Origin of the sequence: Providencia burhodogranariea DSM 19968, from assembly GCF_000314855.2 — a bacterium.
Taxonomy (GTDB): Bacteria; Pseudomonadota; Gammaproteobacteria; order Enterobacterales; family Enterobacteriaceae; genus Providencia; species Providencia burhodogranariea.
Window position 1 is genome coordinate 702,889 of the sequence record NZ_KB233222.1, and the last position, 24,254, is coordinate 727,142.

At 37.1% G+C, this 24,254-nt stretch carries 20 protein-coding genes and 1 pseudogene; 16 read left to right on the forward strand and 5 right to left on the reverse strand.

The genetic code is table 11. The features are described 5' to 3' along the window. Positions 1 to 1,844: 1,844 nt before the first annotated feature. Entirely contained in the window at positions 1,845 to 2,138 is a 294-nt protein-coding gene (locus tag OOA_RS02945; protein ID WP_008910633.1) for a helix-turn-helix domain-containing protein, read from the forward strand. Between the two features lie 1,234 nt (positions 2,139 to 3,372). Here the strand turns inward: OOA_RS02945 and OOA_RS02950 are convergent. From OOA_RS02950 to OOA_RS02965, 4 genes are read right to left on the reverse strand one after another with little or no spacing between them, the layout of a single operon-like run. After that, positions 3,373 to 4,041: a methionine ABC transporter permease gene (locus tag OOA_RS02950; protein ID WP_008910634.1), complete on the reverse strand. Its 669-nt coding sequence runs from the start codon at positions 4,039 to 4,041 to the stop codon at positions 3,373 to 3,375. Beyond that, positions 4,038 to 5,051, reverse strand: a complete 1,014-nt coding sequence (locus tag OOA_RS02955; RefSeq protein ID WP_008910635.1) for a methionine ABC transporter ATP-binding protein — start codon at positions 5,049 to 5,051, stop codon at positions 4,038 to 4,040. Before OOA_RS02955 ends, OOA_RS02950 begins: the two co-directional genes overlap by 4 nt. A gap of 3 nt (positions 5,052 to 5,054) precedes the next feature. Continuing rightward, complete coding sequence (locus OOA_RS02960) at positions 5,055 to 6,515, reverse strand: FAD-dependent oxidoreductase (protein WP_008910636.1); 1,461 nt, start codon at positions 6,513 to 6,515, stop codon at positions 5,055 to 5,057. Between the two features lie 4 nt (positions 6,516 to 6,519). Next, positions 6,520 to 7,644, reverse strand: a complete 1,125-nt coding sequence (locus tag OOA_RS02965) for a CMD domain-containing protein (RefSeq protein ID WP_008910637.1) — start codon at positions 7,642 to 7,644, stop codon at positions 6,520 to 6,522. 215 nt (positions 7,645 to 7,859) lie between these two features. Between OOA_RS02965 and OOA_RS02970 the strand changes: the two genes are divergently transcribed. The 4 genes from OOA_RS02970 (at position 7,860) to OOA_RS02985 (ending at position 11,581) form a co-directional block, all read left to right on the forward strand. Then, positions 7,860 to 8,705 carry a MetQ/NlpA family ABC transporter substrate-binding protein gene (locus OOA_RS02970; protein WP_008910638.1) on the forward strand — a complete coding sequence of 282 codons (846 nt, stop codon included), beginning with the start codon at positions 7,860 to 7,862 and terminating at the stop codon, positions 8,703 to 8,705. A gap of 343 nt (positions 8,706 to 9,048) precedes the next feature. After that, positions 9,049 to 9,786 (forward strand): cyclase family protein, encoded by a 738-nt coding sequence (locus tag OOA_RS02975; RefSeq protein ID WP_008910639.1) that lies wholly within the window; start codon positions 9,049 to 9,051, stop codon positions 9,784 to 9,786. A gap of 205 nt (positions 9,787 to 9,991) precedes the next feature. Next, a complete protein-coding gene (locus OOA_RS02980) occupies positions 9,992 to 10,771 on the forward strand; it encodes an SDR family NAD(P)-dependent oxidoreductase (RefSeq protein ID WP_008910640.1) in 780 nt (259 codons plus the stop codon). A gap of 9 nt (positions 10,772 to 10,780) precedes the next feature. Further along, on the forward strand, positions 10,781 to 11,581 hold the full coding sequence (locus tag OOA_RS02985) for a MoaF C-terminal domain-containing protein (RefSeq protein ID WP_008910641.1): 801 nt from the start codon (positions 10,781 to 10,783) through the stop codon (positions 11,579 to 11,581). A 36-nt stretch (positions 11,582 to 11,617) separates the two neighbouring features. Here the strand turns inward: OOA_RS02985 and OOA_RS02990 are convergent, their stop codons facing one another. Then, the gene (locus OOA_RS02990) at positions 11,618 to 12,868 is read right to left on the reverse strand and encodes an ArsB/NhaD family transporter (RefSeq protein WP_008910642.1); all 1,251 of its coding nucleotides are present in this window, start codon (positions 12,866 to 12,868) and stop codon (positions 11,618 to 11,620) included. Positions 12,869 to 13,642: 774 nt separating this feature from the next. On the opposite strand from OOA_RS02990, the gene OOA_RS02995 reads away from it, so the two are divergent. From OOA_RS02995 to OOA_RS21195, 11 genes and pseudogenes are all read left to right on the forward strand, one after another. Beyond that, complete coding sequence (locus OOA_RS02995) at positions 13,643 to 15,601, forward strand: PTS mannitol transporter subunit IICBA (RefSeq protein WP_008910643.1); 1,959 nt, start codon at positions 13,643 to 13,645, stop codon at positions 15,599 to 15,601. Between the two features lie 11 nt (positions 15,602 to 15,612). Continuing rightward, complete coding sequence (locus OOA_RS03000; RefSeq protein WP_008910644.1) at positions 15,613 to 16,764, forward strand: mannitol-1-phosphate 5-dehydrogenase; 1,152 nt, start codon at positions 15,613 to 15,615, stop codon at positions 16,762 to 16,764. A 103-nt stretch (positions 16,765 to 16,867) separates the two neighbouring features. Next, positions 16,868 to 17,398 (forward strand): MltR family transcriptional regulator, encoded by a 531-nt coding sequence (locus OOA_RS03005; protein WP_008910645.1) that lies wholly within the window; start codon positions 16,868 to 16,870, stop codon positions 17,396 to 17,398. Between the two features lie 100 nt (positions 17,399 to 17,498). After that, positions 17,499 to 17,639 (forward strand): hypothetical protein, encoded by a 141-nt coding sequence (locus OOA_RS20580; protein WP_158467569.1) that lies wholly within the window; start codon positions 17,499 to 17,501, stop codon positions 17,637 to 17,639. 204 nt (positions 17,640 to 17,843) lie between these two features. Next, on the forward strand, positions 17,844 to 18,116 hold the full coding sequence (locus tag OOA_RS20240; protein ID WP_269078035.1) for a YeeE/YedE thiosulfate transporter family protein: 273 nt from the start codon (positions 17,844 to 17,846) through the stop codon (positions 18,114 to 18,116). Between the two features lies 1 nt (position 18,117). After that, positions 18,118 to 18,282: pseudogene (locus OOA_RS19945) on the forward strand (sulfurtransferase TusA family protein); the annotation flags it as partial. Positions 18,283 to 19,221: 939 nt separating this feature from the next. After that, positions 19,222 to 20,625 carry a cytochrome c peroxidase gene (locus OOA_RS03015; RefSeq protein WP_040691061.1) on the forward strand — a complete coding sequence of 468 codons (1,404 nt, stop codon included), beginning with the start codon at positions 19,222 to 19,224 and terminating at the stop codon, positions 20,623 to 20,625. A gap of 591 nt (positions 20,626 to 21,216) precedes the next feature. Beyond that, positions 21,217 to 22,944, forward strand: a complete 1,728-nt coding sequence (locus OOA_RS03020) for a thiamine pyrophosphate-dependent enzyme (RefSeq protein ID WP_008910649.1) — start codon at positions 21,217 to 21,219, stop codon at positions 22,942 to 22,944. 10 nt (positions 22,945 to 22,954) lie between these two features. Further along, on the forward strand, positions 22,955 to 23,431 hold the full coding sequence (locus tag OOA_RS03025; protein WP_008910650.1) for an MEKHLA domain-containing protein: 477 nt from the start codon (positions 22,955 to 22,957) through the stop codon (positions 23,429 to 23,431). Between the two features lie 419 nt (positions 23,432 to 23,850). Next, complete coding sequence (locus OOA_RS20585; protein WP_008910651.1) at positions 23,851 to 24,009, forward strand: fimbrial protein; 159 nt, start codon at positions 23,851 to 23,853, stop codon at positions 24,007 to 24,009. An 18-nt stretch (positions 24,010 to 24,027) separates the two neighbouring features. Further along, positions 24,028 to 24,243 (forward strand): hypothetical protein, encoded by a 216-nt coding sequence (locus tag OOA_RS21195; RefSeq protein WP_148284491.1) that lies wholly within the window; start codon positions 24,028 to 24,030, stop codon positions 24,241 to 24,243. Positions 24,244 to 24,254 lie beyond the last annotated feature (11 nt).

Sequence of the window (24,254 nt, forward strand, 5' to 3'; positions counted from 1 at the left end):
TGCATGACCCACCATCTCAAAAAGCACACAAAACCCCCCAAGCAAATATTCAAGCTAGCATAACGCACGTAGAGTGCGGGTGAGAAGCTGCGTTCAGGTTTGAGCCGAGCGAAGCGAGACGGCAATTCACTCATCCTGCACATACATTGCTTTTTCTATATCATTTTTATCATTTCAAAAATACATTCACCAATCTCGGATTAGCTAAAAAAGAATACAAACAAGTCATATACAAATTCCCTCTAATCGTATTGCAGCGGATCTTTACCTCTTTAAAAGAATGACTATGTACAAATATAAAATGGCCATTTTGTTGGAATAAGCATGATGAGCATAACGAAAGGATATGATTTTACTGACTGAGATCTAATTTTTATGGGCTATGATCGATATAGGAAAAATTTAATTAGGACATGGCAACAAAATAAACCTAAATTTTCAACTGGATTTGAATTAAGTAAAATGTTTGTAATATCATAATTGCGAGATTAGGTAATAACACTTAATTTTTGGTGTTTGTTTGATTCTTGTTATTTACCGTTATTTATTTTGATTCAGCTTACAATTGCTTGTTATTTTATTGCTACCATGCATGAAAGCGAGTCTTACAACATGATATTTTGTCATTGTGAAACTATTAAGTAGTGATTATCAGATATAACATTTACAAATAATAAGTAATAAAAAATTATTATCCACTAAGTTAATCATATAGAGAATACTTGATTTATGTATTAATACATACATCAAAAAATGATAATCAATTGGTGGTGATTGCCAACAGTTACACTAAATGTGAGTTATATAAATATCTAATTTTGGTAATGGTGAAATTTGATATAATTAATTTCAAAATAAACACATAATTGTATGTATATAGAATAGGGGGCCTAAATTAAATTTCTTACTCATGGGTTGAGTATGAATTTTAGTTATTAAATGCTTAAATATCATCTTGTGAGTCCTAATATGATGTATAAAAGCTCATTAAGTATTGGAATGTTGGATTGGAATAAAAAATCGCCAAGATGAAAATTATAAATATAAATTACCACCATTTAAATTTTTAATAAAACATAAGTCATTAAATATCAATTTTAAGGTTAGTTTTCGCTATAAAAACTCGTATTTTTGTTTAAATTTAAATTAAAATTTTTATGTGATAAGGTTCATGTATAGCAAACCAAAAAGATACTTACCGTTTGTGTTTTGTTATGTTTATTAACTTAAGTGGATTTTTTTTGTGTTAGCTCTTAAAAAAGGCCAACTTCCTAAATTTGTAACAAAGCAATAACATTTATAAGTTATTGATATTTAAGATGCCAACGTGATAATATGAGAAAGATTGCGATTTATTACTTTTTTTTACAATATTTGCGTGTTTATCTTATCTTACGTATTCATAAAATGAATATCATGTTGGAAAAACATTAATACTGTAACAGTATTAAATTATTCTGTTTATTTCCTTTGTTTTTAGATTTATCATCTACTAGATGGCGTAATTTTGGATTTAAGTGCTGCATCTGCGGGTTGTGCGATGCTTACACAAAACAACAATTATTAATTGTTAAATGCTATAACTCATTGAAATCATGGCTGAACTTTAATCTGATAGGCTTTTTTTGATTATAATAATATTTGGTTACATAATTGCAATGTCATTTTTGGATTAGTTGAAACTAATTATATGGCTAGTATATCATCCATCTCAAGATATATGCTGAATCGTGTTTAACACATCTAAATGGCTATATTTTAAAATAAAGATAACAATAGAAAAGCACAGATTATCACCTGCTGATTTTTTATTTCATTAATTATAAGTTGAAGCGAGAATGTTTATGAATACAAAATATCCTGTCGCTTGTGCAGTTGGACAAAAAATCAAATCGTTAAGAAAATCTCAAGGCTATACTGTTTTTCAGTTAGCTAAAGAGATTGATATTAGCGAACAACAATTATTCCGTTATGAACGTGGGGTAAATCGTATAGATATTGACTGTCTAGTGAGAGTACTGAAAGTTTTAGATGTAAACATGGGTGAATTCTTTAGTGAAGTGCTACAAGATGATACGACTTCTGATGAAGATACAGAATCTAAAGGGTTTGACGACTCTATTTATTCTCTAGTTTAAAAATCAGTTATTTTGTTTCAAAGTGGAACTTAATTAAGCAATTAGAACTTAATGGTTTCAATCAAGAACATAATGTAGTTACCGCAGTGAAAGTCATCTTCATTGAGTATGCTGATAAGTCATTATAACCATTTTTATTTATATACAAAAAATAAAAGCCCATCATGGGCTTTTATTTTGAGATATGAAAATTGTCAGAATTATGACAGTAAAATTAAAAAGTATTAACCAAATGAAATATAATAAATTTCTAGGGTATAAAAGTGAGTTAATTTACTGAAGTAGAATATATATATATCAGTTAATGCAATCAATAATCAAAAAATCTGCTGGTTAGACCTCTTTGTTTATTATAATCTGTAGTGATAGCTTTTATGCTGTAGCTTGGCTGAGCCTTGATTGATTGTTATAGGAATAGCCATAGAATGACTTGTAACCTATAAGCAACTAGAGTATAGCGTTAATGTAATCCAGCAATTCACCCTGCACCTCAGTTCTTTTGGTTGTGTATTTTTGCAATGTCAAATTAAACTAAATTGAGTAAAGTTTTACTAAACGTCGGTGGTTTTAAGTACAAACTCTCAAAGGAGAGTTCTACAGTATTAAATCATGTGGCACTCACACATCGTATAAGTTGTTCAACAATATTAGATTCTAATCGTATAAATAATTACTTATTTGTGAATATTGATGAAATCACATTCTACAGAATATTATTATCTTATATCGTAATACTAATAACGGTGAATGAATCAAGTCAGTTCGGGGGATAATAGGTCATATCTGGGTTGTTTTATCAAAGTACCTCAGACAAGGTCTTTTTCAATCAGAGAGGGTTATGTCAAATTCAAGATGTGACATAAGTCAACCTGGCAGTTTTTAACGAATAAAATTTGCAGGTAATAACGTGGTGCGATAATCGGCTGCACATGCGGTGGTAAGCATTATGAATGCTAATATTAAGGTAAACTTCAATAAGATGTGGTTAGACTCAAGTTGCTAAGAATACTGAATTGATTTAATTGAATATTATAATCTACCATTAAATTCTATTTTTTATTGCTATCTAATTACATTAAAAATAATTTCATGTAATTAGACGATTAATCAATAATCTGTAGTTAAAAAAGGATTAAGAGAGATAAGGTATAAAAATATGCAGAGAAAAGAGCTAATTTTTTAGAAGGAATTAAAATTTAGGCCGACTTAAAAATTAACATCGGCCTAAAAATAACTAATGGAAACGTGCTTTTTTAGCAAGATAATCGCCAATAACTTGCATACCTTGGACGATAATCACAAGTGTGACGACAGTAATTGCCATAGCAACATTATCGAAGCGCTGATAGCCATAGTTTAGTGCTAAGTCACCTACGCCACCGCCACCAACAGCACCCGCCATTGCGGTTGCTCCAACTAAGGTGATGCTAGCTGCTGTTAGGCTTAAAATTAGAGATGACTTTGCTTCCGGTAAGATAAAGTGCCAAATAATTTGCCAATTAGTAGCTCCCATTGAGTCTGCGGCTTCAATGATCCCGGAATGAACACTTAGCAGTGAGTTTTCAACTAAACGTGCAGTGTAAGGTGCAATATAGATAACTAAAGGTACGATAGCTGCGGTTGTACCAATCGACGTACCCACCATAAACCGAGTTAATGGGATCATAGCAACGAGTAGGATAATAAAGGGCAGTGAGCGAATGGTATTGATAATAGGGTTAACGATTCGATAAACCCATTTATTCTCCCAGATACCGTCAGGTCGAGTGACGACGAGAACAATGCCTAATAAAATTCCTAATAAAGAACCAATTACAAGGGCAATAGAGACCATTGTAAAAGTTTCGGACATAGCGAGTAAAAATTGTTTACTCGTTAATGCTGTGTCAAACCACTGTGTCATAATGCTCCCTTACTTACTGCTACGCCACGCTGGCGCAAAAAATCAATCGCTTCGGTGATATGTGATTCATCTCCGACAATCTGTACAAACATACTTCCGAGCACGACACCACTTATCTCTTTCATGTTGGCAAACAAAATGTTTATTTTGACTTTATCTTGTAAAATAAGCTCATTAACAACGGGTTGTTGTGCTGATGACCCTAAAAATTCCAAGCGATAAATATTATTTTGATGCTCTAAGTTGTGTAGAACACGTTCAGGGATCTCTTCATTAAGGACTGTACGAACAAATTTTTGAGTTGTAGCGTGTTTTGGATTAGCAAAAATATCCAATACTGTTCCTTCTTCAACAACACGACCTGCTTCCATTACAGCGACTCGATTACAAACGTGTTCGATGACTTCCATTTCATGAGTGACTAATAAAATAGTAATGTTTTGTTCACGACTGATTTTTTTCAATAAGGATAAAATAGATAACGTTGTTTGGGGATCAAGAGCCGAGGTTGCTTCATCACATAGTAAAATTTTGGGGTTATTGATCAGTGCACGAGCAATACCAACACGTTGTTTCTGGCCGCCAGATAGCTGTCCTGGATATTGGTTTTTTTTATCACTTAATTCGACATAAGCTAAAATATCATCAACTCGGCGATTGATTTCATGTTTATCGACGCCCGAAAGTAATAATGGCATTGCAATATTTTGTGCAACTGTTTTGGTTTCTAATAAATTAAAATGTTGGAAAATCATGCCAATACTTTTTTTATGGGCACGGATTTCAGCAGGGCTGTGATCTGCGATATTTTCCCCATTGATGATAACTTCACCTGAAGTCGGCTTTTCTAATTGATTAACTAAACGAATCAGCGAGCTTTTACCAGCTCCACTGTAACCAATGAAACCAAAAATATCACCTTCATTAACGTGTAAGTTAACATCTTTTAGTGCAGCTAGTGAATGGCCTTCTTTTTCATAGATCTTTTGAATATTTTGAAACGTAATCATGATTCACTCCACACTGTCCGTCTGCTGCATGCGTTGGCTATAGGAGAGTGCAGGTTGCCACTCATCACCTAATAGCTCAAATTCAGTACTATTTTTCACTCGCGCTAAATGCTGCTCATGGTTAGCAAGATATAATTGAGCAGCAATATGCTCAGCCAGTTTTTGTGCACTTGTGTTTGTATTGGGGATCAAACCGATAACAGGCCCCATACTTAACGTTGCGGCTAAATTAAAACAGTAGATATGGCTTAATTCAGGTAAGTTGTACTCCGTTTTAGCTTGTAACTCGAAGTGATGACCTAAATAAGGGCTAAAGGCAAATTCACTATTTTCTTCTTCGGTAGGTGGCGTATAAACCTCTCCCCAAGTTCGAATAAAAGGCGCAATTTTGCTAAATGCGGTATGTTTCTGCCAGTTAATACGGTAGCCAGTTGCTAAGATAAGATAATCGAAAATATAGTGACCTGTTGTTGTTGCAACATGAAGTTTATTCTCTTTAACGTTAATCTGCTTGACTTGGGTATTGAAGTTAAAATGAGCATTTTTATGGCGAGAAACTCTCAGCGTGCTGCCATGGGGAGCTGGCGTTTTCGCTTTTACAACATAATCACTGTAATGCCATTTTTGTGCATCAGTAAGTCGGCCATACGCATGAGTAAAACCGGGGTTACCTGCAACTTTGCCTCGATTGACTCTCGGCATATCGTTCGCTCGAATAAGTAACTCAACTGAATGAGCCCCATGTTCAAGGGCGGTTGCGGAACTGTCCATTGCACCAGCACTATAACCTACAACACCAAGGTCTAAATTTTTAAAGCGACTGTAATCAGTGCCTGCATAAGAGTGCTCCCAATAGGCTTTGGGAATCTCATCCATAAAGCTGGGAATGTTCGGCTCACTGAATGATTCCATACCCGTCGCTAAGATGACATGCAATGCGTGATACTGTTGTTCGCCATTGGGTGTTTGAAATGTTAATGTACAACCTTGCGCAGTAAGCTCAATATCAATTAATTGATATTGATTCAGTACGATAGGCGAAGTCATTGCTTTAAACCACTGGAGATACTCGCCCCACTGTAGGCGAGGGATTTTATCCAGCGCTTCCCATTCCTCATCACCAAATTGTGCTTTAAACCAAGCTTGAAAAGTTAATGATGGCGATGCTAATGCAGGGCCTACAACTTGTTTTGGTGAACGCAATGTCTCCATTAGTGCAGGAGTTTGCCATGGACCTTCTTGGCCTTCATCGGCTTGATCAAAAACAACAGCTTCAATGCCTTGCAACTTAAGTGCAAATGCAGCTGTGACCCCAGACATTCCCGCACCAATAATTGCGACATCAATTTGATGATCATCGAGCTGATTGTCCGTTAATGACCAGCGGTTAAGCGGTAAATTGAGATATTGCAGATCTTTGGTTATCTGCTCTTCCAGAGCGATTAAACCATTAACGTGTGTCACTAAATCACTCCTTGTTTTCGACAACTTCAAACGGCTCACCTAAAGAGAGCATCAATCTGTTGGCCCATGAGAAAAAGGCAGTTGATTGGATGAGGTCGAGAAGTTCTAATTCTGATAAACCTAATTGACGAAGAGCATCAACTTGTTCGCTCGTAGCTTGTATCGGTGTTGCAGACAGCGAGGTTGATAAGTCAGTAATCGCACATAAACGGTCATCAAAGCCTTCAGCCAAAATGCCACCAGCAGGTGTTGCCAGTAATTTTTCAATATCGGCTTTGCGTTCTTTTGCATATTGACCAGCTTTACGAGCGTGGACTGATGCACAATAAATGCATCCATTAACTTTACTCGCTGCCGCTGCCGCAAATTCACGTTCCCAACGAGGCAAACCACCATTGGTATAAAACACGCCTCGGTCAATTAATGTGCGAATCTCTAAAATTTTACTTTGATGGGCTAGTAGTAAAAAGTATTCAGAGTTGAGTTGCCCAAATTTTTTCATGATTTGAGCGTCATCGGGATCTAACGTCTGTGGGTCTCGAGCACTGAGCCAAGCTTCCCAACCTAATTGATCTTGAGTGAAGGCAATTGGAGATGGCTTGCCTTGCTGAGTTTGTGGCTTAGCGTTCCAGCGACCCGCAGTTACCGACCCATTTGGGTTTGTAACAGTTTCTTGGTCTTGTAGTAATCGCAAACCTTCGATTAATCGAGCTTGATAAGTGACAAAGGTAATTAGCTGCGCAAATAAAATAATATCAGCTTCAATCCAACCTTGTTCAGTCAATGATTTTATCAGTGCGTAATCAGTTTGTTTTGGTGTTTTAACCAAGACGTGTAAATAATTTTCTGCCGCTTTAAGAGCTGGTGTATTTAGCGCTGGTGCTTGTTGTTTGAGTAATTGATGATAAAAATCCGCTAAAGTGGGGCTTCCAGTTTGTGCTGCAACAATACGAGCGAACTCATATTTGATTTCTGGTGTTAGCAATGAAGACGGTGCCGAAAAAATTGCTTCAAAAGCAGCTTGGGTGTTTTCTGTTGCATTTAAACGCTCATTTCTAGCATGAGCTAAAGTAGACTCTGGCTTTAAGGTAACTAGCGTATTAACTAAATCATAACTTAAAATTGGCATCTTATAACTCACTTTTTTTAAACGTTTTTTTATCACATACATTACATATCAAGCGAATGATTATTCGAACGAACAATTTGTTATATGCTTATAGCTAAAAGTAATTAAAGCGATGTCATATATTCTTTTTGTATTAATATATAACGAGATGATCTAAGAGAGTTATAAAAAATATGATTATACTGCCAACATTATTTACACAGGATCGTAACATCATGTTGAAACAGAAAATAAAATATTTCTCTTTAATTGCAGCTGCCGTTATCGCATTGACTGCATGTAATGATAATAGTGATAAAAACAACCCTAATAAGAAAGAAATCACCATTGGTTTTGGTGTTGGAAATTATATTGATCAGGTTGATAAAGGCATCGTGCCTATTTTGGAAAAGAAAGGTTATAAAGTGACCTTACGCCAATTTTCACAAAATAGACAAATAAACCCCGCATTTGAAGAAGGCTCTATTGATGCATCAGTAAACCAAAGCCGTGCATATATGGAAGCTTATAATAAGAAAAACAATATTAATATGGCGACATTAACGGACTCACCGAGTGCGCCGCAAAGTTTACGTTCAAATAAACATAAAACGCTTGACGATGTTAAAGATGGCATGATTGTCGCATTATCGAATGATCCAGTTAATGCTGAACGCGGAGCCCGCATTTTGGAACAATTAGGTTGGATTAAAGTTAAACCTAATACCAGCACCTTAACTTTTAGTGTTAATGATATAGAACCTGCAAAGTATAAACTCGACATCCGTGAAACCGATGCAGCACAAGGTTTGCGTTTACTTGATGATGTTGATTTTGTCGTTGTTAATGGTAATTATGTTGCAAGCGCAGGCCAACGTATTGCAGATGGTTTAGTTGTAGAAGATTCACCATTAGAGCACCGAGTTATTGTTAGCGTAATGCAAGATAATCTTGATTCTCAGTGGGCGAAAGATTTAAAAGATGCCTTCGAGTCAAAAGAGTATGCCGATTATATTCGTTCACAACGTATTTATGATGGCTTTATTGAACCAGAGGCATGGTCACAGTATCCAAAACCCTAGTCTACTTGTTATTTATTAATTATTGGCACGTATTACCACCTGATACTTGTATTAGGTGGTTTTTTTTATTCTAAATAAGACAGTTAAAGACTAAAATATAACATGAAAATTTTTCGTATTAATTAAATAGACAAAACAATTCTTTTTCGTTATTTAATATATATCCCATTAATAATACTAGATACTTTTTGGTAATTGTAACAAATATTGCTAAAAGCGTATAAATGAGTTAATCAATTAAACGCGATAAAAAACTTTGTATCTTAAAATATAATGGGTATAAAAATAAAATGATTAAAAATATTAAATACGCAATAAAGACACCATCACAAAGGGGAAACATATGGCTAATGAATTAGTGGCTGCACTCAACTTATTAAAGTCAAAAAAGTGGGTTGATTTGACACATAGTTTTGGTAAAGAATCACCGCATTTTTTTATGTTTGAACCAGCAAATTTTAAAACATTATTTGATTACCAAGATGGCTTTTTTGCACAACAATTTACTTTTCCTGGCCAGTATGGCACGCATATTGATGCTCCATGCCATTTTGTGGAAGGAAGACGCTATTTACATGAATTAGAGTTGAAAGAGTTAGTCTTACCATTAATCGTTATTGACCAGTCAGAGCGCGCTAAACAAGATCCTAACTTTACATTTTCTCGTGAAGATGTGCTCAATTTCGAAGAAAAACATGGGAAAATCGAATCTGATACCTTTGTTGCATTGCGCACAGATTGGAGCCATCGTTGGCCATCTCAAGAGGCGATGGACAATAAAGATGCAGAAGGTAATAACCAGATCCCAGGATGGGGTATTGATGCCTTAAAGTTTCTGTTTGAAGAAAGGGGCGTAAAGGCGATTGGACATGAAACGTTTGATACTGATGCAGCGAAAGATTTCCGCTCCAATAATGCACTGCTAGGTGAGTATTATGTTTTAGATCAGGATACCTACCAAATCGAGCTGCTGGCTAATTTGGATAAATTACCGACTCGAGGTGCAGTGATTTTTAACTTAGTAGCTAAGCCGCATAATGCGAGTGGTTTCCCTGTTCGTTCTTTTGCTATTGTGCCATAAAACTATATTGTAAATAGGCTTAAAAATCAATCTGTTGATAAGGTATTAGCAGGTTGATAATTCATCCCACCCTACTTAATTTATCCCCACAGCAATAATTATTTGTGAATATCGTTCCTTAGGTCGATGGTCAGCTTAGCTTATTTATTTCTATATTAATAAATCACTGAGAGCTCATAACTGGCGAGAATAGATAGGAGGGGGAATGAATTCACGAACCGTTGTGATTACAGGAGGTGGTACGGGGATTGGCGCTGCTTGTGCTAGCTTGTTCTCCCTTCAAGGCGACAAAGTGTTTATTATCGGGCGTCGAGTTGCATCCTTAAGTGTAATCTCACAAGAAACTGGTGCTATTAGCATAGCCGCTGATGTTTCTACTCAACAGTCATGGAATGATGTCATTTTACCGCAAATCAAAATACAAACTGATAAAATCGATGTGCTGATATGCAATGCTGGCGGCATGGGATTCGATCGAGTTGAAGACATCAACGACCTGCAATGGCATCAAGCTATGAAAGCAAATCTTGATAGTGCCTTTGCCAGCGTTCGTGGTTGTTTATCATTATTAACAGAAAGTCGTGGCAATGTACTATTTATAGGTTCATTAGCCTCCTTGGCTGCGGGTCCTGAAGCTTGTGGTTATGTCACGGCAAAGCACGCCTTGATTGGACTGATGCGTTCTGTTGCGCGAGATTATGGAAGCAAGGGCGTAAGAGCTAATGCTATTGGTCCCGGATGGGTCAGAACACCCATGGCTGATGAAGAAATGCAACCTTTGATGGAACAACATCAATTCACATTAGATGAAGCTTACCAATATGTTTGCCGTGATGTTCCGCTGCAACGCCCCGCAAGCGCCAATGAAATTGCATTAGCCTGTCGTTTTCTTTGCTCTGCCGATGCAGCCATTATCACTGGCGCAGTACTGGTTATTGATGGTGGTGCAACAGTTGTTGATTTACCCACACTAGCTTTTAGCTAAGGAGCAATTATGAGTAAAGAAGCTGCATTTATCCAAGTCGGTGCATTATCCGAAGGTTTTGCACCTGATAGCGATATTTTAGACTGCACCAATGCGTTAACAGGAAAAAAATATCAATTAAATCTTATTGAAAAACGACAATACGAGGATGTTTTTTTCCCAGCTGATCAACAAATTGAGTGGCATGGTGCGGTCGTTGATTGTCGGATTAGTTCAATTCGAAAGGAAGTTTACTTTGTTAACTTTCAGTCTCCAGAAGACTGGCGAGTAGGGATCGTGATCATACTCAATGAGCTAGAGGGGCATTGTGTCATGGTTCAAGGACGCTTACCGGTAGAAGCTGATATTCGTATTTCGGCGTTTAGTAAAATAGAGCAAAATTTACCGCTCACTGATGTTAAAATTGATATTCATTTTGGTACGCTAAGGAATAATCAAGGTAGAATCCCCGGTTATACTTCAGAGTTGATAGGTATGCGTAATATGTATACCTATAATCCGAAGGAGCGTTATGAACATGTGTACCTTAATGAGCAATTTTATGCGTGGCATTGTCTGGATGGCGTCGAAAAAGGTTTAGCGGATGTTGACCGTTGTCACTATATTAAAGTATCTGACAATTTGTATCTGTTTATATGGCGTGAAAAAATCATCCCTACACTCGGCATTATCTTAATTGACCTTGCCGTAATGAGAACTGATGGTGGGATTATGGGATATCAAGATCAAGCCTGTAGAGCAGTTAGTTTATTCCCCGTAGGGGCACACGCCACTATTTTGAATAAAACCAATTACCCCAATAATGATTAAGCTTGCCACTCAACTGTAATGACGAGTGGCGTTTGCTTAGAGAACCAAAAGTATCCATGCGGCAGCTAACAGCATACACAACAGCGCAACTATCCCACCGGATTTGGCAAATTCTGAGAAAGAAATTTTGACACCATAAGCTGCGGATTGCTCAACCACAATAATGCCGGCAAGACTTCCGAAGACAAATAAGTTACTGGAGAAACCTGAACCTAATACTAAGGCAGCGCCTAAAGAGTCAGTATTACCGGCAGGCGATAAAAATGGTACTAGTAGCATCACGGCAGGGTTATTTCCGACGATGGTACTTAATACACCAGTGACTAAAAACAGTACGATAGGGCTGTTTAATTCAACACCATTATGGCGTAAATCATTGAGTACTTGTTGAGGCAACCCAGTTGAGGCAAAAGCGGCATTGACGACAAACAATCCCATGATCAAAAGTAATAAGTTACCATCGACAAGCTTTAGCATGTCACTTGATGCAATCGAGCGGTTTAAAAGTAAAAAGCCGGCAGCAGTCAGCGCGATCAGCTCTCGTGGAATATCACTGATGACGAAAGCAATGATAACAATTAATGTAATGATCCCTGCTTTACTCGTTTCCCAGACATCGAGTTTAACGGATGTATCAGTAGATGGCTGCCCGGTGGGTGTGGCTTCTGTTGATGGCTGCTTAGCGAGATACCAACGATTTCGATAGAGAAATGCCAATGCTGCCCAAGTAATGACCAATGACAGTAATGCGGGAACCGCAGAAGCTTGCAATAATCCTACAAACGAAATATCTAACCCTTGTGCTGCTATCATATTTTGCGGACTACCGATAAGTGAGCCTGCGGCACCATTATTTGCAGCAAAACAAAATCCGAGTAAAAAAGGAATTGGGTTCAAACCACGAGATAAGGTAATGGAAATTAATAAAGGAGTCATGGCGACAACAACCACATCATTAGTCAATAATGCTGATAGCAATCCACCGACAGCGATTAATACGCCTAATAATACAGGCGCACTGACTTTTAACATTGCAACGCGATCTGCTGTCCAACTATAAAACCCTGAAACGACAAATGAAGCGGATACCACCATCAAACCAAACAACATACCAATTGTACGGTAATCAATAGCATTCCATGCATGGGGGGGGGTGATACTTCCAACTGCCATCATAGCTAAAGCGCCTATGACGGCGGCACCAGTTCTATCGACTTTAAAACCGGGTAGTTTTCCAAACCCCATCGCAACATAAACAAGTAAAAAAATAATGATCGTGAGGCTCATAAACGCTATCACTCATATTTGGGTCTAATGACCTTTGAAGTTTATTTTTACTGCAAATTATTCAGTATAGAAATGTGAAAATTACAGCGTTAAATATTGGTATTGAGATGAAAATATCTGTACCAATTTAGATTTATGATTAAAAACAACCTTCTTATGAGGTTAGCTTTATTTGGTTTTTAATCTTTAGAGGTAATTTTAGCTTAAAAGATAATAAATCTGAAAAAAATTAAGACTAATTTAGTGATGAATAAACAATGAAGCTAGCTAGAGGATTATTTAGATAATAATAAGTTGATTATTATCTTTTTATGATGATAGCAATCGAGTGGTCTTTTACATAAAGATTAAATTAACCGCAAAAAATTAACAAACGCGAAAGGAAATTGAAAATTTATTACAAAATTATTTTCCCTAAGCTCGAAAAAGAGGTGCGCAACTTTAATCGATTTAAAACGTAGACGAAATGAAAATATTTCGTGATCAATATCTCTAATTCATAAAAAACACGCCAAGTGAAAAGGTGACGATAGTCACAAAAATTTCAGAATGTGTGCAATAAATGAGCTTTGTAATTTTGTAACAGAATTTTATTGAGATGAAGATCACTAAAATCTAGGGGGGAGGGGGGGTCTAAAAGTGATGTTAATCACAAAAAACCCCGCTGGTACGCAACTGATAACGGTCGTGTTAGAGTGAAATTGTTCAGAAATCACAAACGTTATTTGGCGATAACGTTATAACTGTATCATTTTCGTACCACGGGGTTATATTATGGTAACATCAAACGTCAAATTAAAGGTACAGAATTTTGGGCGCTTCCTCAGTAACATGGTGATGCCCAATATTGGTGCTTTTATTGCGTGGGGGCTTATTACCGCGCTATTTATACCTACTGGCTGGTGGCCAAATGAAACATTAGCTCAACTTGTCGGGCCAATGATCACATATTTACTTCCTCTGCTAATTGGTTATACGGGCGGCCGTATAATTGGTGGCGAGCGTGGTGGCATTGTGGGGGCTATCACCACGATGGGCGTCATTGTCGGGGCAGATATGCCAATGTTTATGGGCGCAATGATTGCGGGCCCTTTAGGTGGTTTTGCTATCCGCCGTTTTGATCGCTGGATTGATGGGAAAGTAAAATCGGGTTTTGAAATGCTGGTGAATAACTTTTCATCAGGCATTATCGGCATGTTACTTGCAGTGCTTGCTTATCTAGCAATTGGTCCGCTGGTTGAAGGTATGTCAAAAATCCTGTCTGCGGGTGTTAATGTGATGGTGGCTCATAACCTATTGCCACTGACCTCGATATTTGTCGAACCTGCTAAAATCTTATTCCTCAATAATGCAATTAACCACGGCATATTTTCACCTTTAGGTATTCAACAAGCGACAGAAACAGGCTCATCAATCTTTTTCTTGATTGAAGCAAACCCAGGTCCTGGTTTAGGCGTGCTACTTGCTTATATGTTCTTTGGCAAAGGCAACGCAAAACAGTCAGCTTCTGGTGCTGCTATCATCCACTTTTTCGGTGGTATACACGAAATTTACTTCCCTTACGTATTAATGAACCCACGTTTATTGATAGCAGTTATTCTTGGTGGAATGACCGGTGTGTTTGTTATGGGGATCTTCCATGCTGGTTTAGTCTCTCCAGCTTCACCGGGTTCTATTTTCGCTGTTTTATTGATGACACCTAAAGCATCATTGATTGGTGTGATTTTATCAGTCACCAGCGCCACCTTAGTTTCATTCTTAGTCTCCGCCATTTTATTGAAAAGAACACGGATCGGTGATGAAGATGATTTAAGCAATGCGGCGAAGAAAGTACGTGACATGAAAGCACAATCTAAATCTTCGGGCGAAAAAGGTGAACTGGCACAAACTCAAAGCAATACAGCGAGCTTTACAAATATTAAAAAGATTATCGTCGCATGTGATGCAGGAATGGGATCAAGTGCTATGGGAGCCGGCGTATTAGCGAAAAAAGTACGGGATGCCGGTTTGCATCACATCTCAGTTACCAACTTGGCCATTAATGACCTGCCATTAGATGTTGATATTGTTGTAACGCACAAAGATTTGACTGCAAGAGCTGAATCATTTGCACCAAATGCTTTTCATATTTCACTCACTAATTTCTTAGATAGCCAAACTTATAGTGATTTAGTCACTCGACTTATAGCAGAAAAAAATCCACAAGCAGCGAATGATGGCCGTTTGGTTAAACAAGCGATTGTGGCTGCGAATGACGAACTCTATGAGGCGGATAAACATGAAGAAGCACTCTTCACATTGAGTGCTAAGCATATACACCTCAATTTAGTGGCGCAAAATAAAGAGCAGGCAATTCGTTTCGCAGGTCAAAAGCTGGTGGAAGGTGGTTATGTTGAACCAGAATATATTGATGCCATGCTAGCTCGAGAAAAATTAACCTCGACTTATTTAGGTGAGTCGATAGCAGTTCCTCATGGCACCATTGAAGCGAAAGACCGCGTTTTGAAAACGGGGATTGTGATCTGCCAATATCCAGCTGGCGTTCAATTTGGTGATGAGCCAGATGATATTGCTCGCTTAGTGATAGGAATTGCAGCACGCAACAATGAACATATTCAAGTTATTACCAAAATTACCTCTGCACTTGATGAAGATGGAATGATTGAACGACTAAGCAAAACGCAAAGTATTCAAGAAGTTCTGGAAATTTTATCAACACAAAGCGCAGCATAAGGAGATTGATTATGAAAGTCATTCATTTCGGTGCAGGTAATATCGGACGTGGTTTTATCGGAAAATTACTCGCTGATGCAAACTCACAAATGACGTTTGCCGATGTTAACCAACAGCTTATTGACCAATTAGCCCATAAACAAGCATACCAAGTGCATGTGGTGGGGGAAGTACATACCATTGAGAAAGTACAGAGAGTAAACGCAATCAATAGCATGGATCCTAAAACGGTTGAACATATCGCATCGGTCGACATGGTCACAACGGCGGTCGGACCTCAAGTTTTAGAAAAAATAGCCGCGACATTGGCAAAAGGAATATTGCTAAGAATCGAATTAGAGAACACAAAGCCACTCAATATTATTGCCTGTGAAAATATGGTGAGAGGAACAAGTCAGCTTAAACTGCATGTATTAGCACATATTCCTGAGTTTTTACGTTCTTGGGTTGAGCAACACGTTGGTTTTGTGGACTCTGCGGTTGATCGCATTGTGCCGCCGATGGATGCTGCGAACGATGACCCACTTGATGTTACCGTTGAGACATTCAGTGAATGGATTGTCGACCAAACTCAATTTGTGGGTGATATTCCCGATATTAGCGGAATGGAACTGACTGATAATTTAATGGCTTTTGTTGAACGTAAACTATTTACTCTTAACACAGGGCATGCCATTACAGCTTACTTAGGGCAGCTAGCAGGCCACAAGACAATTTGTGATGCTATTAATGACCCAGATATAGCCCATATAGTGAAAAGTGCGATGCAAGAAAGTGGGCAAGTATTAATTCAACGTTATGGGTTTGACCCAATCAAGCATGAGCAATATATCGAAAAAATTCTGAGCCGTTTTGCCAATCCTTATTTACATGATGACGTTGAACGTGTTGGTCGTCAGCCAATGCGTAAGTTGAGCTCAGAAGATAGATTAATTAAGCCACTTTTGGGAACTTTTGAGTACCAACTGCCTAATCATAACTTAATTATAGGTATTGCAGCGGCCTTACATTTTAGGTGTGAAACTGATCCACAGGCTCAAGAAATGGCAAGAAGTATTGATGAAAAGGGTTTAACTAAGACTGTTGAGCAGCTCTGTCAATTGGCGGATTACCCGCAGATTGTTGAGGCGATTAGTCATGAGTATCACCAAATGAATAAATAAACGGATAAAGTTATTCTTTTTGTAATTAATAATTTATAAGGGTAGTTTAAATTCACTTCATGGCAGCATAGGGCATGGCCATGAAGTGAAGTAAAGAGCCAATATGCAAAATAGACAGAATACAGAAAATCAGATTCTTGAACGGCTAAACAAGCCCTCAGGAGTCAAATTATTTGTTCAGGAAGTCATCGTTCTGATCACTGAAGCTATTGATCAACTTATGTTAAAAGTTTTCCGTAAGGACGACTATGCAGTTAAGTATGCGGTTGAGCCACTTTTAGAAGGCAACGGACCATTAGGTAAGCTTTCCGTTAGGCTGAAACTCTTGTTTGCATTGGGTGCTATTTCACGTGAAGTCTATGAAGATATCGAACTCTTCCTTGCTTTAAATGAAATATTATCTTCTGAAAACTTCCATTTTTCATTTACCGATGACGAAATTATCGGACCAATTAAAATGTTACATTGTATTGACCCGCTCCCAGTGATGATGACGTTTAATCAACCAGAGGATTTAGTCGACCAGCAGTTAGTCGATTTACAAAAACATCGCTACCAAGAAATGATCAAATCAGCTTTAGTTTTATCTGTGACGTCATTGATCGGCAAGATTTTAGATACCGATATTTTTTAACCATATACACATCATCTTTCAATTTGCATGGTGTGGCATCATTCATCGGGGTAGTATCGGTTGCTTCCTATATGTATTCTCGAAATCTTTTAAGTATAGAATGATGGTTACCATTCAAGTTGAACTGCGAGATAATGAAGATCAAGAAAAAGCAACTTTGCAGGAAAATGCGTTGTGTGACATGTCACGTTTTGTGGCGATAAATGTTTATTTTCATGAGCGGCCATTGATAAATTTCTAATGATTTCAATGTATTATTATTGTTTTATTGTGCCTCGCTCATGTCGTTCGAGATTCAATAATAATAACTTCATTTAAATTTTATTTTAAAATATAGCGGCAATAAAAGTTTCTTATGACAATTTCCTTACTTTCTATTTTTTAGTCATTCGCGTTTCAGCTTACTATCGCGTTTTGATTGCTGATATTTGAGTAATCACCTAATATTTTTGCCGGTGCTTTTATTGCAGCAAAAGGAAGCCGAGAAGCTAAGTTTCGTAATCCAGGTTTTTCTACCATTATCAAAAGTTTTATTGGTGGACTATTTATGGGTATTGATAGTGGATTAGCAGGGGGGTGCATACTAGGAAATACATTAGTGAATACAGCATGGTTTTCTTGGAAAGGCTGGGTATTTATTCCATTTATTATTATCGGTAGTTGGATAGTGAGTTATTTTACAATTATTCGCCCTCAATATATTAAAAGTGAGAAATGAAATGAATACAGTTAAATTAGATACCTGTGAGCATTTATGTCCATTTCCACTAATTGAAGCTAAAAAAGCAATTACATCAATGGGTACTGGTGATTTACTTATTATTGAGTATGACTGTGCTCAAGCAACAGAAAACATTCCTCGCTGGGCTGCGGAAGAAGGACACTAAGTTATTGAGTTTGAACAAATAGCCGATGCTCAGTGGCGGATACAAATAAAAAAAGGTTAACTTAACTGCCAAGGCGGTGTATGCCGCCTCTATCAAACAGGTGCTATTCAGCCTGTAAGTATCGATTCAACGTTCGGTATTTTTAAACGATAATAAAAATAGATAAATTAACCCGATTGGCATTGCAAAAAACAGATAATAAATAGTATAGATATCGATTTTTTGAGAGTTTATTAGCAAGTAAACCTTTGATGTAAAGGCTTTTCTTGTGAATGATAATGCTACAACTTTAATAATTATTTTTGAGTATGGATAAACAAGAGTGCTAATAATTAAAAATATTGAAATTAAAAAATATCGCTGTGTATGCTCATCTCGACATCGCCATAAACTAAGTAAATAACCAAAACTCCCATAAGTTATGTTATCTAAGTAATGTTTTTTTACTTATAATTAATTGCTGTCAAGATAGTTAATGTCATTAAGTAAGTGTAACTGTGTATTGCGATATATATTATTCAATCCCCGAGGGTAAGTGAGATAATATAACAAGAGTTAGTCATTAATGGAGTATCCGGCTTGTTTAGCCGTGATGAGAGTAATGATGCTATGATGATAGTAGATACTCGGAAAATATTTAGGGCTATATTTTATAAAATAACTTTATATTTATAATTTTATTATTTTCATTAATGATGGTTGGATTACACGTGATTATATAGAGAAAAATAAAGAAATAACGAATAATATATTATCAATAGGTAAAAGCTATTTCATTAATCGGCTATATCAATATATATCTTTGGCTTATTATTGATGAATATCAATAACACCACCTCTTATTTTATCCATTATCAAGATATTGCACACGCAATAATGCCAATTAAAAATTTAAATTTATTAGATTTGACCGCAATATTTCATAAGGATAGTGTAATGAATAAAATTACTAGAATTACGGTCACTGCCATCACCCTAATTGTATTATGTTATTTAGGATTATCTGGTTATGTTTGGTACCACGATAGTCAACGAAGGCAAAAAAGTGACATTCAAACCTCAAAGGTAGCGGAAAATAACCAGATCCTCAGTTTTTTTAGTGAGAAGGGATGTGATTATTGCCACTCTCCATCAACAGAATTACCCGCCTATGCCTCCTTTCCGATTGCCAAGCAATTGATGAATTATGATATTCAGCTTGGCTATAAATCATTTAATCTTGAGGCCGCTCGAGCAGCATTGATTGCTGGCGAACCTGTGCCACAAAGCGAATTAAATAAAATAGAATGGGTGATGCAAAACCAAACGATGCCTCCAACTCGTTATGTTGCCCTCCATTGGGCTGGTGGTGTTAGTGAAGAAGAGCGAATAAAAATACTCAATTGGATAGCTCAACAGCGTGAGCATTATTACGCAAGTTCTGATACTGCCGAGTCACATCGTAATGAGCCAGTTCAACCTATTCCTAAATCACTTCCGGTCGACACTAAAAAGGTTGCTTTAGGTTTTCGCCTGTACCATGACTCACGTTTATCGGGTGATAGCACTATATCGTGTGCGCATTGCCATGCATTGAATGCGGGTGGTGTTGATGGTAGAAAAACATCGATTGGTGTAGGAGGTGCAGTCGGGCCAATTAACGCACCTACAGTATTTAACTCAGTATTTAATGTCGAACAATTTTGGGATGGTCGAGCCCCAACGTTACAAAAACAAGCGGGAGGTCCGCCGCTAAATCCAATTGAAATGGCGTCTAAATCATGGGATGAGATCATTGAAAAATTGGATAAAGATACAATTCTAAAACAGGATTTTGATGTGGTGTATCCTGAAGGTTTTACTGGTGACACGATTACCGATGCTATAGCGGAGTTTGAAAAAACGCTCATTACACCAGATTCGCCGTTTGATAACTGGTTACGAGGTGATGAGAATGCATTAACCGTACAACAAAAGCATGGCTATCAATTATTTAAAGAAAATAAATGTGCAACTTGTCATGGTGGTGTAATTCTAGGAGGCCGTTCTTTTGAGCCATTAGGATTGAAAAAAGATTTCGATTTCGGTGAGTTGAGTCCAGCGGATATTGGACGTATGAACGTCACCTCAGAAGAGCGTGACAAATTACGTCAAAAAGTACCAGGCTTACGTAATATCGCATTAACTGCACCGTATTTTCATCGTGGTGATGTCGCAACGTTAGATGAAGCGGTTAAATTAATGCTTCGCTATCAAGTAGGCACTAAATTGCCGCAGAAGGATGTCGATGATATTGTTGCCTTCCTTGAAAGCTTGACTGGTGTGTATACACCATATGTACAGAGCGCAGCAGTACAGTAAAAATAAATAGTAAGATCAATAAAAAACAGTACCGTCGATAATAATCTCGGTGCTGTTTTTTTATATGACCTGAATAATTTTCTAGTTATAAAATTGATGAATAAATGTATAGAGAAATTATAAGTATTAAATCAGAAAGTAAATGTAAATTAATAATTTTAAATTATATTAAAACAATGTAACACCAAAAAACCAACAGTGATTTATTTCAGGTTGCAACAGGTAATTAAATTCAATTAGATTTATTTCCATATGCTGATTGATTTTGATTTAATAGGTTGGGCGTTTTAAAATCTTACTGTTTGTTTTAATAAGGTGAGTTATAGTAAATTTAAAATTAACTCGTTAAGTAATTATAAGCGGGGAGGGGATTATTGTAAATGTCATGGTTTGGTTGAGTGGCTATATTTTTAAAATTAACTAATAAATAGTGATTTGTAAAATAAACAATAGAGTTCTACATTTAAAATAAACTCACAATTAATGATTTTAATAGGATATATGTCTAAGGTGATTTTATATCATTACTATTGGTTAGTGAAATTATAATCTAATTATATTTATTTTATACTGATTAGTAAGGTGACGAATATGCTGGATAATCAAGAGGGCACTTCCGTAAAAACGGGATATCAATTTATGATTGATACCTTAAGTGATTGGGGAATAACGCACTATGCTGGCGTAACCGGAGGAGGCGTTATTCATTTTTTAAAATATCTTCAAGCTTATAAGTTACTTGAATCATCTTGCCCTAATTTTATGACATTAGGAGAGTACAGCGCAGGTTTTGTTCCTCTCGGACATTTTTTGGCCAATGGTCAAATCAGTGCTGCGGTTGCCACAACTGGTGCGGCAACTAAGTTGATAGGATGTGGCTTAAGTGATGCTAAGTACCATGATATCCCAGCTGTTTTTATTGTCGCTCAGTCAGATTCTAGCGTATCTGGTCTTGCTCCTCTGCAAGATACTTCGGCACTTGGGAGTAATATGATAGAACAATTACGTTGTGAGCTACCGGATGGTATTTTTGTATTAGATAACCCAAACACATTGGCGGATCAACTCAATGAAGCACACCACCAATTGAATAACTCAAAACCCGTTGTCTTCGTTCTAGTACACAAAGCATTAAATACACAGATATCGCTTACTTCTATTAAAACAAATATTGTTGATAATTATCCTAACGATGTAACAGCTAAATTTATCACGGAATTTTGTCAGGCAGTTAAAGGCAAAAAAGTGGTTATTTTAGTTGGAGAAGAGATGTCAAGATCCCCGAATGCCAAAAGAATTACCTCACAATTAAGCACGTCACTTAAGGCAGCCACTATTTGGAGTATTAATGGTGCTAACGCAGTAGAACGACAAAATACGTATGGATATGGTTATATTTCCTTTGGGGGAAATGATAAAGCAACCGAAATATATCAAGGAATTAACCATGACTGCGTTTTATTAGTACTCGGGGCTTGTCCAGACGAATATACTGTCAATCTTCGCCCATTTAACGCTTATCATACTTTTTATCTTAGTCAGATACCTGATGCTTATGGACAAATAAATCATAGCTATCGGCATGCGACTTGTGGTTATTACTCCCACTATCTTGGTTCGTTAAATACCTTACTATGTGTGCTTATATCTGCTGCAAATGAGTCTGACTTAGGCATTATTTCTGGAATGCCAGCCCCGAACAATCTTAACAACCGTCGCTTGGCAAAGCATCAAAATGGTTTTGTCGATATGGTAAGTCTATATCAAAAATTGGATCAAATTTGGGCAAAGGAATCAATTGCTTTTGATGACGTGTGTCTCGCGTATAAAGATCGCCAATATGTACTTCAACGGCCTAATAATCACATCTCTTTTTATTCATTATATCGTGGTTCTTCCATGGGAGGTGCTTTTGGGTTAGCTGTTGGTGCGAGGCTGGCGGAACCTGAAAAACCAATTTATTTCTTTACTGGTGATGGTTGTTTTCGATTATTTTCTGGGTCTCTTGGGGAGGCTAGGGATCTTGGATTAGTGATGTTTTTACTAAACAATGCGAGCCTAGGAATCGTGAGCCAAGGTCTTCCTAATATCATCCCAAATTTACCTAATGAAAATAATCATACTAATATTGTGCCTCTGGATTATTGTGCTATCGCAAAAGCGAGTGGATGGGACGCGGTAAAATTAGCTCCTGACCTTGATAATCTTGAAAAATTATTAACACGGCCATTCTGTATAGGTACTACTTCATTACTGATTGAAATCCCTGTTGATGCAAATCAAGTACTTGGAGAAAACCCTCGTATTAATAACCTTTAACGGAATCAATATGAAAATATTTCTAGAGCGTGATTTATTGAAAAAAATTGATATGTGTTTTATGCGATTAAATAATTCTCCGTTACCTGTACCCGATGACATTGATGATCGCTATTTGTGGCTACATGAGTGTGCTCCTTACGCCATTGTTGCTCATGATGCGTTGCTCGACCCATATTTTATTTATGCCAATCAAACTGCACTGACATGTTTCAAATATTCTCGTGAAGAGTTTTTGCAGATGCGATCGCGATTTAGTGCAATTTACGGGGAGCGTGCGGAGCGCCAACGTTTACTTGATGATGTTCATCACAATGGCATTGTTTATGATTATTCTGGAATTAGAATAGATAAAATGAAAATGCCTTTTACTATTTATGATGGCATCGTTTGGCAATTAACGGATGAGAGATATGGCTCACATGAAAATACATGGGGGCAGGCGGCGTGTTTTTACTATCAATTGAATGATAAGGTCTCAGTTTAATACAACATAAAATAGCTTATGAAATGGTGAATCTGAAATTATCGTTACCTAGCATGGCGGCTCAACCGATAATTTCATACTCAGACTTAATTGAGCGAAATAAAAACCGAATGAACCGATGTCATTAATATCTTTAATTTTACAGCACCGTTGCAAACGATTACTGAGCGATTTATCAACGAATATTTACCACTGATAGTTTTGGCAGGAATGGCGTAATAATTTTAGAAATTTTTGACCATCACGTGTGAGAGCCGATTTTTGTGACCAGATCAGGGGGGGAACTTTTCTAACCCCTTAGCTATTGTTCTAAACCCTAAGGGGAGTAGTTCATTGGATTATAATGGAAAGAATATTTTATCGACCAGCATAGAAGGACTCGGCATTAATTTTTATGACGTGGCGGAGCGGTCCATTCGTTGGAAGTGAGCCAAAAACAGCGTATTGACCCTGAGCGCATCAATGACACGGAATATCGAATGGATATCCAGGCTCAACTGGTCAGTGCGATTGAGCCCAGTGAATTAAAACTGGGAAAATTTACAGCTAGCGTCACCATCACGGTGACTTATGAATAACGAATAGGCGTATTAATTATGTTTAACCTCACACTTCATCCTCGTTTCTGCCAAGTTAGCGGCCACTTTTGTCGGACAATGAAAGGTAAAATACGCCTATTAAGTCGTTCTATGTCAGTGGATTGTTGCTTCAGTAGTTTGATGCTTGTTAACTCGAATGTTCAAGCTAATTATGCTCCAATGATCCAAAACCCAAGAGATGTATACAAAACGGAAATATCTTCCCAACTTTGAATGTATTCAGC